Source organism: Paraconexibacter algicola, from assembly GCF_003044185.1.
Taxonomy (GTDB): domain Bacteria; phylum Actinomycetota; class Thermoleophilia; order Solirubrobacterales; family Solirubrobacteraceae; genus Paraconexibacter; species Paraconexibacter algicola.
Map to the genome: position 1 here is coordinate 287,783 of NZ_PYYB01000004.1, position 12,809 is coordinate 300,591.

Annotated in this window: 14 protein-coding genes; 4 read left to right on the plus strand and 10 right to left on the minus strand. The window is 74.4% G+C overall.

Going from position 1 to position 12,809, the window contains the following annotated elements; all coding sequences use genetic code 11:
• Window positions 1–50: 50 nt before the first annotated feature.
• Entirely contained in the window at window positions 51–851 is an 801-nt protein-coding gene (locus C7Y72_RS20770; RefSeq protein WP_107571107.1) for a hypothetical protein, read from the minus strand.
• Window positions 852–895: 44 nt separating this feature from the next.
• Here C7Y72_RS20770 and C7Y72_RS20775 point away from each other — a divergent pair, with 44 nt between their 5' ends.
• Window positions 896–1,252, plus strand: coding sequence for a hypothetical protein (locus C7Y72_RS20775; protein ID WP_107571108.1), 357 nt, complete (start codon window positions 896–898; stop codon window positions 1,250–1,252).
• 187 nt (window positions 1,253–1,439) lie between these two features.
• Entirely contained in the window at window positions 1,440–3,269 is a 1,830-nt protein-coding gene (locus tag C7Y72_RS20780) for a CASTOR/POLLUX-related putative ion channel (RefSeq protein ID WP_107571109.1), read from the plus strand.
• A gap of 34 nt (window positions 3,270–3,303) precedes the next feature.
• Here C7Y72_RS20780 and C7Y72_RS20785 read toward each other — a convergent pair whose 3' ends face one another.
• Window positions 3,304–3,939 carry a DedA family protein gene (locus tag C7Y72_RS20785; protein ID WP_107571110.1) on the minus strand — a complete coding sequence of 212 codons (636 nt, stop codon included), beginning with the start codon at window positions 3,937–3,939 and terminating at the stop codon, window positions 3,304–3,306.
• 117 nt (window positions 3,940–4,056) lie between these two features.
• Between C7Y72_RS20785 and C7Y72_RS20790 the strand changes: the two genes are divergently transcribed.
• Window positions 4,057–4,368, plus strand: coding sequence for a hypothetical protein (locus tag C7Y72_RS20790; protein WP_107571111.1), 312 nt, complete (start codon window positions 4,057–4,059; stop codon window positions 4,366–4,368).
• A gap of 13 nt (window positions 4,369–4,381) precedes the next feature.
• Here C7Y72_RS20790 and C7Y72_RS20795 read toward each other — a convergent pair whose 3' ends face one another.
• The 6 genes from C7Y72_RS20795 to C7Y72_RS20820 all read right to left on the minus strand — a co-directional run bounded on the left by C7Y72_RS20795 (window position 4,382) and on the right by C7Y72_RS20820 (window position 8,262).
• Window positions 4,382–5,473: an SDR family oxidoreductase gene (locus tag C7Y72_RS20795; protein WP_107571112.1), complete on the minus strand. Its 1,092-nt coding sequence runs from the start codon at window positions 5,471–5,473 to the stop codon at window positions 4,382–4,384.
• Between the two features lie 79 nt (window positions 5,474–5,552).
• Window positions 5,553–6,467 (minus strand): P1 family peptidase, encoded by a 915-nt coding sequence (locus C7Y72_RS20800; RefSeq protein ID WP_107571113.1) that lies wholly within the window; start codon window positions 6,465–6,467, stop codon window positions 5,553–5,555.
• Window positions 6,464–6,856, minus strand: a complete 393-nt coding sequence (locus tag C7Y72_RS20805; RefSeq protein ID WP_107571114.1) for a barstar family protein — start codon at window positions 6,854–6,856, stop codon at window positions 6,464–6,466. The genes C7Y72_RS20800 and C7Y72_RS20805 overlap by 4 nt, the downstream gene beginning before the upstream one ends.
• Window positions 6,853–7,188 carry a guanyl-specific ribonuclease gene (locus tag C7Y72_RS20810; RefSeq protein WP_431844379.1) on the minus strand — a complete coding sequence of 112 codons (336 nt, stop codon included), beginning with the start codon at window positions 7,186–7,188 and terminating at the stop codon, window positions 6,853–6,855. Before C7Y72_RS20810 ends, C7Y72_RS20805 begins: the two co-directional genes overlap by 4 nt.
• A gap of 53 nt (window positions 7,189–7,241) precedes the next feature.
• Window positions 7,242–7,874 (minus strand): aminotransferase class IV, encoded by a 633-nt coding sequence (locus C7Y72_RS20815; protein ID WP_107571115.1) that lies wholly within the window; start codon window positions 7,872–7,874, stop codon window positions 7,242–7,244.
• 1 nt (window position 7,875) lies between these two features.
• Window positions 7,876–8,262, minus strand: a complete 387-nt coding sequence (locus C7Y72_RS20820) for a hypothetical protein (RefSeq protein WP_146175485.1) — start codon at window positions 8,260–8,262, stop codon at window positions 7,876–7,878.
• A 60-nt stretch (window positions 8,263–8,322) separates the two neighbouring features.
• On the opposite strand from C7Y72_RS20820, the gene C7Y72_RS20825 reads away from it, so the two are divergent.
• Window positions 8,323–8,865: a hypothetical protein gene (locus C7Y72_RS20825; protein ID WP_146175486.1), complete on the plus strand. Its 543-nt coding sequence runs from the start codon at window positions 8,323–8,325 to the stop codon at window positions 8,863–8,865.
• Between the two features lie 33 nt (window positions 8,866–8,898).
• On the opposite strand, the gene C7Y72_RS20830 is transcribed toward C7Y72_RS20825, so the two are convergent.
• Together C7Y72_RS20830 and aceE are read right to left on the minus strand one after the other, a co-directional pair.
• On the minus strand, window positions 8,899–10,128 hold the full coding sequence (locus C7Y72_RS20830; RefSeq protein ID WP_107571118.1) for a 2-oxo acid dehydrogenase subunit E2: 1,230 nt from the start codon (window positions 10,126–10,128) through the stop codon (window positions 8,899–8,901).
• Window positions 10,116–12,758: a pyruvate dehydrogenase (acetyl-transferring), homodimeric type gene (gene aceE, locus C7Y72_RS20835; protein WP_349016824.1), complete on the minus strand. Its 2,643-nt coding sequence runs from the start codon at window positions 12,756–12,758 to the stop codon at window positions 10,116–10,118. Before aceE ends, C7Y72_RS20830 begins: the two co-directional genes overlap by 13 nt.
• Window positions 12,759–12,809: the final 51 nt, after the last annotated feature.

Genomic DNA, 12,809 nt, shown 5'->3' on the forward strand with positions numbered 1-12,809 from the left:
GGACGTGGTTACCGGCCGACCCCCGACCGGGGGGATCGTGGCGTCGGCGTTCAGCCGACGATCGCGCCCACGACCGACAGGAGCGCCCCGATCCCGGCCGTGACGCCGGCGGCGATCAGGCCGAGCCGGGCGCGCCCCGCGCTCTTGAGGCTCTCGCCGAGCCGCTCCTCGACGGTGCCCTCGCAGACCTGCAGCCGGTGCTCGGCGTCGGCCACGAGCGTGGTGCCCGCCATCCGTCCGGCGACGAGGACCGGCACCCCGTCGGGCAGCACGTCGATCCGGGTCTCGACGTAGTGGTCCCGGCGGTCGGCGGTCATCTGCGTGAGCCCGGCGAGGATCGTGGCCGCCAGCCCGCCCTCGCCCGAGGCGGCCCCGGCGGAGGCGGCGACCCGGTCGGCGCGCGACTGCAGCAGATCGCCCTCGACGTCGAGGTCGCGCAAGGTGATCGTGAGGTCCCGGCCGCCGTCGCGCACGACGAACGGCGCGGTGCTCTCGCGGCTGGAGATCGTGTTGGAGCGCTCCTCCCAGCGATGGTCCGGACCGCTGTCGTTGCCGCTGCGGTTCACCCGCACGCGCTCCTCCCAGTGCTCGGTGACGGTCTCGCGCCACCAGGCGGCGGGCGTGCCGAGCGTCGGGTCCTTCTGCGGCGCGCCGTCCGGGCCGGCGGGCGCGACGGTCGTGCCGGTGACCGCCACGGCGATGCCGTCGCCGGCGTCGAGCGCCGTCTCGATGTCGACGGCGGCGACCGCGGTCCACCAGCCGGCCGTCTTGTCGGAGGACCGCTTCCAGAAGAAGCACACGACGGCGGCGACGACGCCGACCGCCAGAAGGGTGAGACCGATGGCGAGCACGCGCGCAGTGTCCCAGACCGTCCGGTGGGCTAGCGTTCGCGGCGATGACCGAGCTCCCGCAGTGGCCCCCGGACTGGGTGGAGGAGCACGCGCTCGCCGCCGAGCAGACGATCGCGGCCACCGACGACCTGGCGCTCGCGACCGCGCTGCGCGCCGACGATCGCGTGCTCATCTCGGTGAGCTGGCCGGGCGGACGGCGCTACCTGTACGTGGATCCGGTCGGGGCCGAAGCGCCGCGCGCGCTGCGGGCCGGCGACGAGCCGCAGGACGCCGAGCTGCGCCGTCAGCTCGACGCGATGTGGTCGCAGGCGCTCGGGCTCGCCAAGCAGTTGATCGACGGCGATCTGCAGGTCGGGCCGGACGGCCCGCAGCCCGAGAAGAAGCGCCGCTGGCGCCGCTGAGCGCTGCCGTTGGACAGAAGTCCGAGGATTCCCGCGGCCCATCGCCCTAGAATGTCGCGCCTTGTCCTCCTCATCTCGTCTCCGCCGTCAGCGGGCGGCAGCCGCCTCCACGCCCCTCCGCCGGCCGGCCAAACCCCGACCCGAGCCGAGCTTCGGCCAGCGCGCGCGGTACGCGTTCGACGCGTCGATGTCGCGCGGCCCGAGCGCCCTGATCGGCTATCTCGGGCTCGCGGTGCTGCTGATGGTCGTCGTGACCGCGGCGGTCGCGCTGATCTTCGGCGCCGGCCCGACGGACAACCCGATCACGGCGGCGTACAACGCGCTGCTGCACACGATCGACTCCGGCACGGTCGCGGGCGACACCGGCACCGGCTACATCATCCTCGGCCTGTTCGTCACGGCCGGCGGCATCGTGATCTTCAGCGCGTTCATCGGCGTGCTCGCCACGACGCTCGACGAGCGGCTCGCCGAGCTGCGCAAGGGGCGCTCGAGCGTCCTCGAGAAGGACCACACGCTGATCCTGGGCTGGTCGGACACGATCTTCACGATCCTCTCGGAGCTGTCGATCGCCAACGAGAGCGAACGTGACCCGGTCGTCGTGATCCTCGCCGAGAAGGACAAGGTCGAGATGGAGGACGCGATCCGCGAGCGCATCGAGGACATGCGCGGGACGAAGATCGTCTGCCGCACGGGCAGCCCGATCAACCTGCGCGACCTCGCGATCGTCAACCACCACGACTGCCGCTCGATCATCGTCCTGTCCCCCGAGGAGGAGGACCCGGACACGAGCGTCATCAAGACGATCCTCGCGCTCACCCGCGGCCCCGACCGCCGCGAGGAGCCGTACCGGATCGTCGCGGAGATCGAGCACCCCTCGAACATCGAGGCCGCGTACCTCGTCGGCGGCGACGAGGCGGTCATCGTCGACAAGGGCGACACGATCGCCCGGCTGATCGTGCAGGCATCGCGGCAGGCGGGCGCCGCCGCGGTCTACGTCGAGCTGCTGGACTTCGACGGCACCGAGATCTACTTCCGTGACGACCAGTCGTTCACGGGCCGCACCTACGGGGAGGCGCTGCTGGCGTACGAGGAGTGCGCCGTGATGGGGGTGCGCACGGCCCAGGGCGTCACGATCAACCCCGACGCCGCGACGGTCATCGGCGCGGGCGACGAGCTCATCGCGCTGGCGGACGACGACAGCGTGCTCGTCGCGGCGCAGGCGCCGACCGTCGCGCCGGACGAGGCGCGCGTCGTGCGGGCGGAGTCCCCGCCGGAGTCCCCCCGGCGGGCGCTGATCATCGGGGTCAACCGGCGGACCGCCCCGGTGCTCCGCGAGCTCAACGCGTTCTCCGCGCCGGGCTCGGAGGTCGTGCTGCTCGGCCCCGACGAGCAGCGCATGGTCCGGGCGATCGCCCGGGCGGGCACGATGACGAACCTCACGACCTCCACGATCGAGGGCGTCCCGACGGACCGCTCGACGCTCGAGGCGGTCGACGTCCCCTCCTACGACCACGTGATCGTGATGAGCGACGACGACCTCGTGCCGCAGCGCGCGGACGCCCGGACGCTCGTGACGCTGCTGCATCTGCGCGAGCTGACCGACAAGGCCGACAAGCACGTGACGATCGCGTCGGAGATGCTCGACGAGGGCAACCGCGAGCTCGCCCAGGTCACGAAGGTCGACGACGTGATCGTCAGCGAGCAGATCGTCAGCCTGATGCTCGCCCAGATCAGCGAGAACGAGCACCTCGCCGAGGTGTTCGACGTGCTGTTCAGCGCGGAGGGCTCGGAGGTGTACCTGCGGGACGCCTCCACCTACGTGACGCCCGGCGAGCCGGTGTCGTTCGCGACCCTCGTGGCCGCCGCGCGGGAGCGCGGCGAGACGGCGATCGGCTACCGCGACGCGTCCGCGGCCGAGGACGCCGCGGAGGCCTACGGCGTGCGGATCAGCCCGCCGAAGTCGGCGCTCTTCCCCTGCACGGGCCGCGACAAGCTGATCGTTCTCGCCGAGGACTGAGACGGGCCCCGCCGGGCCGCCGACGCGGTCCGGCTCAGCTCGCGCCCGCGCCGGCGGCAGCGCGCCGGGCGCGCAGCCCGCGGTACAGGAGGAACGCGGCGGTGCCGAGCACCGCGAGCGCCAGCAGCGGCTTGCTCAGCGGGCCGATCACGTCGCCGACCTCCTCCCAGCGGGAGCCGAGCGCCATGCCGATGCCGACGAGCACGCAGTTCCAGATCAGCGAGCCGAGCGTCGTCAGCGCCACGTACTTCACGCGGCCCATCCGCAGGACGCCCGCGGGCAGTGACACGAGGCTGCGCACGCCGGGGATGCAGCGGCCGACGACCACGACGATCGCGCCGCGGCGCTCGAACCACTCCTCGGCGTGCTCGAGCCGGCGCAGGTCCTGCCGGGCGACCTTCAGGAACCGCTCGGCGAACGGCCGGCCGCCGCGGGCGGCCGCCTCGTACAGGAGCATCGCGCCGACGACCGAGCCCAGCGTGCTCGCGAGCACGACCTGCACGAGACCGAACTCGTCGATCGCCACGAGGTACCCGGCGAGCGGCAGCACCGCCTCGGACGGGATCGGCGGGAACACGGTCTCGGCGAACATCAGCAGGCCGAGGCCGAGGTAGCCGAGGTCACGGAGGATCTCGGTGATGGACAGGCCGAAGACGGTGACGCCGAGCATCGGGGAGGAAGTGTGGCAGCCCGCGCGCTGGGCGGGCGTGGCGCACCGTCGCGGCCGCGAAGCGCTACCGTCGACGGACCCGATGATCGTGCGTCACCGACCCGTCCCGCCCGTCCGATGAAGGGCCTGCTCGTCGTCCTCGCGCTGCTGGTCGTCAGCGGCGCCGTCGGACTGCTCGTCACCCGCGTGCTCGCCGGGCGCCAGCTCGGCACCGGCTCCCCGTACTGGACGATCGGGGAGCGGGAGTCCGGTGGGCTCGTCGTCCTCGCGCTGCTGCCGCCGGCCAGCGCCCCCGGACCGCCGCTGATCCTCGCCGAGCTCGACCCGTCCGCCGAGGACTTCGACGAGCAGCTCGACGATGCCCGGGCGCGGGCGGCCCGCGAGGCGGTCGCCCGCAACCGGCCGCTCGAGGCGCTCGAGGGCGCCTGAGGCCCGCCGCCGCTCAGGCGGCGGCGCGCAGCTCCTGCGCCTCCCAGCGCGCGACCGGCGTGCGACCCCAGCGCGCGCGCACGGCGTGGCGCATGAGCGTGTCGAACACCTCCGGCACCGGCCGCGGGGCGACGCCGATCGTGCGCCCGCGGGACAGGTCGAAGCTCCCGCGCACCCGGAAGTACGGCAGGAACGCGCCGGCGTACCGCTCGATGTCCGGGGCCTCCCCGATCGCGACGAACCGCGGCGGCTCGATCCCGAAGTGCCCGACCGCGAGGTCGACGAGGTCCTGCGCGGTCGGCGCGAGCTCGCCCGCGGCGGCGTGGAACGTGCCCGTCCGGCGCTCCTGGCAGGCCAGGCGCAGCAGGGCGTCGGCGACGACGTCGACGGTCACGACGTCGGCACGGCCTCCAGGGTCGCCGGGGATGACGGGCAGCAGGCCGCGGGAGAGCGCCTGCAGCGGCCAGTAGATGACGTTGAACGCCGGCGTCCAGCCGGTGTGCGCGTCCCCGACGACGATGCTCGGGCGCAGCACGCAGTGCGGCAGGCCGCTGGCGGCGACGACCGCCTCCGCCTCGAGCTTCGTGCGCTCGTAGGTGTTGCGCGAGGTCTGGCCGACGTCCCCCTCGTGCTCGTGCGCGACGCCGGGACGGTCACCGGCGACGTACGCGGTCGACACGTGCACGACGCGGTCGAGGTCCGGCGCGAGCGCGGCGAGCTCGAGCACCGTCCGGGTGCCGTCGACGTTGCTGCGCCGCGCGTCCGGCAGCGGCAGCGTGAACGCGACCGACGCGGCGCAGTGGACGACCGTGTCGACCCCGGCGACGAGCGCCCGGCGCTGCGCCTCGCTGCGGCCGAGGCTCGGCTGCTCGAGGTCGGCGGCGACCGCCCGCACGCGGTGGCGCAGCGCGCCCGCGTCCGGACCCAGGAGCGTGGCGAGCACCGTGTCGAGCCGCCCCTCGGCGGCCGCGTCGTCGGCCGCGCGCACGGGCGCGAGGACGGTCCGGTCGGTGCGCGTCAGCAGGCGGTGGAGCAGCTCCATGCCGAGGAAGCCGGTCGCGCCGGTGAGCAGGATCTCGCGCTCGCGCGCGCTGGCAGGCGTCATGTGCCGCCCACGGCTATCAGGGCGCGGGCGGCCGTGACAGGGCCTGCGGGCCGAGGACCCGCCGTTCGGATGAGGCCGCTCAGCGCGGTGCCGCGTCGCGGACCGCGGCAGCCGCGGCCTCGGCGGCGCTGACCTGCAGCGCGAACGGGTCGGCGACGACCGTCCCGTGGGCGAGCGCGAAGACGACGTCGCCGTCGTACGGGGTGGCGACCGGGTGCACGGCGCGCGCCACGCCCGAGGTGGCGGCGCGGGCGAGCAGCCAGGCGCCGGTGCGGTCGACGGCCGCGTCGGTCATGACGCAGACCAGGACGGTCGCCTCCCGCCCCTCCCCTGGCGGCTGGAACGCCGTCCCCTCCCGCAGCAGCTCGACGGTCCGCCGCGTGCGCCCGGCGGCGTCGCGCGCCCCGGCCAGGACGGTGCCGTCCGCGGCGACGATCTCCCCGACGGGGTTGGCCACCGCGATCGCGGTGACGAGCGCCCCGGCGCTGTCGTCGCTGGCGACGCCGATCCCGGTGCGGGTGAAGCCCTCGGGCCCGAGCAGCTTGCCGGCCGCCACGCCCGCTCCCGCTCCGACCGGGCCGCGCCCGGGGACGGCGGCGCTCGCCGCGTCGCACGCGGCGCGCCCGGCGGCGGCGTCCGGGCGGCCCGCCGGGTCCAGCGCCCCCGCATCGAACACGACCGCCGCGGGCACGAGCGGGACGCGGACGCCGCTGCGGGTCAGGTGGCCGTGGTCGCGCTCGGCCAGCCAGCGCACGACGCCGTCCGCCGCCGCGAGCCCGAAGGCACTGCCGCCGGTGAGCAGGACGCCGTGGACGTCGCGCGGCGCGCTGGAGGGCGCGAGCACGTCGGTCTCCCGGGTCCCCGGGCCGCCGCCGCGGACCTCGGCGCCCGCGGTGGCGCCGCCGGGCGCGAGCACGACGGTGCAGCCGGTGTGCCCGGCCGGGTGCGTCCAGTGGCCGACGAGGAAGCCGTCGGGCAGCCGCGTCGCGGTCACGGCCCGGTCTGCGGCGGCGGGACGACCCAGACGCCCCAGAACGGGATCCCGTCCTGCGCCTGGAACTCGGCGGCGTCCTGGAGCACGCCGGCCAGCCGCGGGTCGCGCGGCCCGTCGACGACGACGAGGTACCCGGGCGCCTCGTGCCAGGAGAGGTCGCGCAGCGCGTCGGTGAGCGCGTCGAGCGTCGAGCCGACCCAGTCGGGGAACTGCAGCGGCCCGGCGAAGCGCGCGACGAGGTCCGCGCTGCCCGGGTGGTCGTGCAGGTCGACGTCGACGATCGTGAAGCCGAGCTCGTGTGCCTGTGCGCGCAGCGTGTCGAGCCGGTCCTGCAGGACCGGGACGGGCGTGGAGGTCGCGGCGGTGGCGGGGTCGGTGAGGACGCTCATGGCAGTTGCTGGCTGGCGATCGGGGCGAAGCTGTCGTAGTGGTCGCGGCTGTAGTAGGAGACCTCCGGCGGGTCGCCGCCGGTGACGATCCGCCGGGCGCCCCGGTCCGGCGATCCCGGGGTCGGGACCGTGTACTCGCGGTAGTAGCCGCGCGGGCGCTCGGGCAGGAGTCCCTCGCGGTTGGCGAAGACGCTGCCGTCCTGGCGGTAGCGGAACGGCCCGCCGCTGCGGATCGCGCGGAGCACGGCGGTCGCCTCGGGCGGCAGGACGGCGTACTCGGTGGTCGTGGTGGTCGTGCGGCGCCCGTCGCCCCCCGACACCGCGGCGACCACGATGACCGTGAGCGTGAGCACGAGGCCCAGGACGGTCCGCAGGCTCGTGCGGCTCACGCGGCGACCTCGGCGGCGCGCACGCCGTTCAGGGAGCCGACGACGACGAGCTGGTCGGCGCGGCGCAGGGTCTCGAGCTCGAGCCGCTCGCGACGCGCGACCGGCAGTCGCGCCGCCGCGACGGCGTGGCGGCGGCGGTCGTCCAGCGGCGGGCCGACGAGCGTCCCGTCGCGCACGATCAGCACGGTCTCGCCGACCGGCTCGAGGACCTCGCCGTCCTCGTCCAGGAGCAGCGGCAGCGCCCCCTCCCCCGCGCGCTCGCGCAGGTCGTCGGCCAGGCGCTGGTCGGCCCAGTCGTGCGCCCCGAGACCGCCGGGCAGCACGAACGGGACGAGCCGCACCGGCGGGCCGCCCGGAACGGGCGGCCGGAACGGGCGGGAGCTCACGCGCGTGCGGCCGTCCGGGAGGACGACGACCCGCGCGCGGGCCCCGGCGGCGCCGAGGCCGAGCATGCGCGAGCGCAGCTCCGGGTCGGGCGCGGTGTCGTACAGGCTGCGGGCGCTCGCGGCGAGGTCGGCGAGGTGCGCGTCGAGCTCCTGCGCCGCGCCGGCGGCGACGAGCACGGTCGCGCCGACGCCACGGTCGGGGTCGGGCCGGCCCGGGCCGTCGGGTCGCAGCGCGTCCTGCACGTCAGCTCAACGAGGTCGCCAGGACGGACACGAGCGCCAGCAGCGAGCTGATCAGCAGCAGGCCGGCGGCCATCGTCTGCAGCAGCCGGTCCTCGTCGCTGAGCCCCAGGCCGACGAGCGCGCGCTGCGCCCGCCAGTAGACGAGGCCGCTGGCCCCGGCGACGACCGCGAAGACGAGGAACGGACCGGCCGTCCCGCCGATCAGCGCGATCCCGAGCAGCGCGACGAGCGCGACCACGGTCGCGGCCCCCAGGTAGAGCGCCAGCACGCGGCGCGCGGCGGGCAGCCGCCCGAGGCCCTTCTCACGCCCGGGCTGCGACCGGTCGGGGCGCGGCTCGCGTGGCGGACGCGGACCGGGCGGACGACGTGCGCGAGAGCGTTTTCCCATCGCCCGGGACGGTATCGCGCCGGTCGCATGACCGGCGTGCGCCTCGGGTATGCCGCGCCCATGCGCCACCGGTCCTCCTCGCTCGTCCTCGCGGCCGCCGCTCTCGCCGGCGCGGCCCTCGCCCCCACACCCGCCTCCGCGGCGTCGCGGTCGTGGTCGGACTGCGGCCGCGCCGCCACCACCGAGGCGGCGGTCCAGGCCGGTCTGCCCGCGCGCCTGGACGCGGACCGCCGGCTGACGCAGCTGCTCGACCCCAGGCGCCCGTCGACCGTCTACACCACCGCCTCGCAGGCGCTGTGCGCCGACTACGACGGGGACGGCGACGTCGACCGCCTCGCGCTGCTGCGCTGCTGCACGGTGTCCTCCCCGTCCCCGTTCGCGGTCCTGCGCAACGACGGCGGGCGCTTCGCGATCGCCTACGCGCGGCTCTCCGACCCGGTGTTCCGGCTCTCGCCCGGCCGTCGCCGCACGCTCGTCGAGCGGACGCCGGTCTACGCGGCGGGCGACCCGAACTGCTGCCCGTCGCGGCTACGGGAGCGGCGGATCTCGTGGACGGGCGAGCGGTTCCGCAGCACGACGCGGATCGTGCGGGCGCCGCGCTGACGCCCGCCCGGCCCTGTCGGCCCGCGAGCGGGCTCAGAGCAGCGCGCGGCGCAGGTCGCCGAGCACGCCCGCGAGGTGGGCGCAGAACCGTGCGGCGGCCGCTCCGTCGATGACCCGGTGGTCGTAGGAGAGCGACAGCGGCAGCATCAGCCGCGGCTGGAACGCCTCCCCGTCCCACACGGGCTTCATCGCGCTGCGCACGACGCCCAGGACGCACACCTGCGGCGGGTTGACGATCGGCGTGAAGCCGGTGCCGCCGATGCCGCCGAGCGAGCTGATCGTGAACACCGCGCCGCTCATCTCCTTGGGCGACAGCTTCCCGGCGCGGGCCTTCCCCGACAGCTCGGTCAGCTCGCCCGCGAGCTCGAGGATGCCCTTGTGCGGCACGTCCCGGACGACGGGGACGACGAGGCCGTTGGGGGTGTCGGCGGCGAAGCCGATGTGCAGGTCCGGCTTGACGACGAGCTCGTCGCCGTCGAGCGAGGACGCGAACTTCGGGAACGCCCGCAGCGACACCGCGGTCGCCTTCAGCAGCAGGGCGACCATGGTCACCTTGACGTCGGACTGCTCGGCGTTCAGCTGCTTGCGGAACGCCTCGAGCTCGGTGATGTCGGCGTCCTCGTGGTGGGTGACGTGCGGGATCGTCTGCCACGCGCCCTGGAGGTTCTTCGCCGACGCCTTCTGGATGCGGGACAGCTCCAGGCGCTGCACCTCTCCGGGCGCGACGTCGGTGCGGACGTGCGTCGTGCCGGTGCCGACCCCGGCCGCCTCGACGTCGTCGCGGGTGATCCGGCCACCGCGGCCGGAGCCCTTGACGGTCGTGAGGTCGACGCCGAGGTCGCGGGCGACCCGCCGCGCGATCGGGGAGGCGTGGACGTCGGCGTCGTCGGCCGGCTCGGCCTGCGGCTGCGCCGCCGCTCGCGCGGGGGCGGCGGAGTCCGCGGACGCGGCCGCCGGCGCCGCTTCGGCGGCCTGCTCGGGCTCCGGCTCCGGCGTCTCGTCCGGTGCGTCGGCGGCCCCGTCGGACGGCTCGAGCATCAGCAGCACGGTGCCCTCGGAGACCGTGTCGCCGACCTCGACCTTCAGCTCCTTGACGACCCCGGCCATCGGGGCGGGGACCTCGAGCGTCGCCTTGTCGGACTCGATCTCCACGAGCGGGTCCTCGACGGCGACCGTGTCTCCGACGGCCACGAGGATCGCGACGATCGGGATGTCGGAGAAGTCCCCGATGTCGGGAACGGCTACCTCGGTCAGCGACGCCACGGGACCTCCAGGTCGGGATCGATGTCGTACTCGGCGATGGCCTTCGCCGCGTCCTGCGCGCGGCCGAGGGCGTGGAGCGCCCCGACGACCACGTGGTGGCGGTCCACCTCGAAGAACCGGCGCAGCGCCCGGCGGTAGTCGCTGCGGCCGAAGCCGTCGGTGCCCAGGACCGTGCAGCGGCGACCGTCCAGCAGCGGCCGGATGAGGTCGGGGACCGCGCGCTGGTAGTCGGTCGCGATGACGACCGGCACGTCGGGGGTGCCGAGCGTCTCCTCGACGAACGACATGCGCGGCTCGTCGGTCGGGTGCAGGCGGTTGTGGCGCTCGACCGCGTAGCCGTCACGGGCCAGCTCCGTGAACGAGGTGACGCTGAAGACGTCCGCCTCGACGCCGTACTGCTCGCGCAGCAGCTCGGCGCCCGCGAGCACCTCACGCAGGATCGTGCCGGAGCCCAGCAGCTGCACGGCGGCGGGACCGTCGGCCTCCCGCACCCGGTGCATGCCGCGCAGGATGCCCTCCCGGGCGCCCTCGGGCAGCGCGGGCTGCGGGTAGTTCTCGTTCATCAGCGTGATGTAGAAGAAGACGTCCTCCTGCTCGGCGACCATCCGGCGCAGGCCGTCCTGGACGATCACCGCGACCTCGTAGCCGTAGGCCGGGTCGTACGCGACGCAGTTGGGGATCGTGTGCGCGACGAGGTGGCTGTGGCCGTCCTCGTGCTGCAGGCCCTCGCCGTTGAGCGTCGTGCGGCCCGCGGTGCCGCCGAGCAGGAAGCCGCGCGCGCGGCTGTCCCCGGCCGCCCAGGCGAGGTCGCCGACCCGCTGGAACCCGAACATCGAGTAGTAGATGTAGAACGGGATCATCGGGACGCCGTGGTTGGCGTAGGAGGTCGCGGCCGCGATCCACGAGGCCATCGCCCCGGCCTCGTTGATGCCCTCCTGGAGGATCTGCCCGGCCTTGTCCTCCTTGTAGAACATGAGCTGGTCGGCGTCCTCGGGCTGGTAGAGCTGCCCGACCTGGCTGAAGATCCCGAGCTGGCGGAACATGCCCTCCATGCCGAACGTGCGGGACTCGTCGGCGACGATCGGCACGACGTGACGGCCCAGCGCCTTGTCGCGCACGATCGCGGCGAGGACGCGCACGAACGCCATCGTGGTGGAGATCTCGCGGTCGCCGCTGCCGTCCAGGACGGTGCGGAACGCCTCGAGATCCGGGACCTCCAGCGGCTCGCCGGTCGGCTTGCGGACCGGCAGGCTGCCGCCGAGCAGCTTGCGGCGCTCGGCGAGGTACTGCATCGTCGGCTCGTCGGCGTCGGGCTTCACGAACACCTTGCGGCGGACGTCGTCGTCGCTGATCGGCAGGTCGAAGCGGTCGCGGAAGGCCAGCAGGGCCTCGTCGTCCATCTTCTTCTGCTGGTGGGTGATGTTCTGGCCCTCGCCGGCCTTGCCCATCCCGTAGCCCTTGACGGTCTTGGCGAGGATCACGGTCGGCTGCCCGGTGTGCGCGACGGCGGCGGCGTAGGCGGCGTGGATCTTCGCGGGGTCGTGCCCGCCGCGGTTGAGCGCCCAGATCTCCTTGTCGCTCATGTCCTTGACCATCTCGCGCAGCTCCGGCGAGGCGCCGAAGAAGTGCTCGCGCACGAACGCGCCGTCGCGCGCCTTGTAGGCCTGGTAGTCGCCGTCGAGCGCCTCCTGCATGCGGCGGCGCAGCAGCCCGTCGGTGTCGCGCTCCAGCAGCGCGTCCCAGCGCGACCCCCAGATGACCTTGATGACGTTCCAGCCGGCCCCGCGGAAGTTCGTCTCGAGCTCCTGGATGATCTTCCCGTTGCCGCGTACGGGGCCGTCGAGCCGCTGCAGGTTGCAGTTGACGACGAAGACGAGGTTGTCGAGCTTCTCGCGGCCGGCGAGGGACAGGGCGCCCATCGACTCGGGCTCGTCCATCTCCCCGTCGCCCATGAACGCCCAGACCTTGCGCGCGGTCGTGTCGCTCAGGCCGCGGCCGCTGAGGTACTTCATGAACCGCGCCTGGTAGATCGCCATCAGCGGGCCGAGGCCCATCGAGACGGTCGGGAACTGCCAGAAGTCCGGCATCAGCCACGGGTGCGGGTACGACGACAGCCCCGGGCTGCGGTGGTCGCTCTCCTGGCGGAAGCGGAGCATCCGCTCCTCGGGGATGCGGCCCTCGAGGAACGCGCGGGCGTAGATCCCGGGCGAGGAGTGGCCCTGGATGTACACGAGGTCGCCGCCGTGCGCGGCCGACGGCGCGTGCCAGAAGTGGTTGAAGCCGACCTCGTAGAGCGTCGCGGCCGACTGGAACGAGGCGATGTGGCCGCCGAGCTCGGAGGACTCGGCGTTGGCGCGGAGCACGAGCGCCATCGCGTTCCAGCGGATCAGCGAGCGGAGGTCGTGCTCGACCTGCGGGTCGCCGGGCATCGGCGGCTCGGCGGCGACCGGGATCGTGTTGACGTACGGCGTGCTCAGGTGGTTGCGCAGGGGGACGCCGACCTCGTGCGCGGCGTTGCGCACCGCGTCGAGCAGCGTGCGGGCGCGGTCGGCGCCGTCGCGGGCGACGACGTCCCGCAGCGACTCGATCCACTCCTGCGTCTCCTGGGGGTCGATGTCTGGCTCGCTCACGGTCTCTGACGTTACGGGACCCGTGGGACCGGCCGTGAAGGATTCCTGCAA

Excerpts from the sequence above, each read along its gene's own strand:
- C7Y72_RS20775 (WP_107571108.1), top strand. The coding sequence starts at position 896 with ATGACCGAGCTCCCGCAGTGGCCCCCGGACTGGGTGGAGGAGCACGCG.
- C7Y72_RS20780 (WP_107571109.1), top strand. The coding sequence starts at position 1,440 with ATGTCGCGCGGCCCGAGCGCCCTGATCGGCTATCTCGGGCTCGCGGTG.
- C7Y72_RS20785 (WP_107571110.1), bottom strand. The coding sequence starts at position 3,939 with ATGCTCGGCGTCACCGTCTTCGGCCTGTCCATCACCGAGATCCTCCGT.
- C7Y72_RS20790 (WP_107571111.1), top strand. The coding sequence starts at position 4,057 with ATGAAGGGCCTGCTCGTCGTCCTCGCGCTGCTGGTCGTCAGCGGCGCC.
- C7Y72_RS20795 (WP_107571112.1), bottom strand. The coding sequence starts at position 5,473 with ATGACGCCTGCCAGCGCGCGCGAGCGCGAGATCCTGCTCACCGGCGCG.
- C7Y72_RS20805 (WP_107571114.1), bottom strand. The coding sequence starts at position 6,856 with ATGAGCGTCCTCACCGACCCCGCCACCGCCGCGACCTCCACGCCCGTC.
- C7Y72_RS20820 (WP_146175485.1), bottom strand. The coding sequence starts at position 8,262 with ATGGGAAAACGCTCTCGCGCACGTCGTCCGCCCGGTCCGCGTCCGCCA.
- C7Y72_RS20825 (WP_146175486.1), top strand. The coding sequence starts at position 8,323 with ATGCGCCACCGGTCCTCCTCGCTCGTCCTCGCGGCCGCCGCTCTCGCC.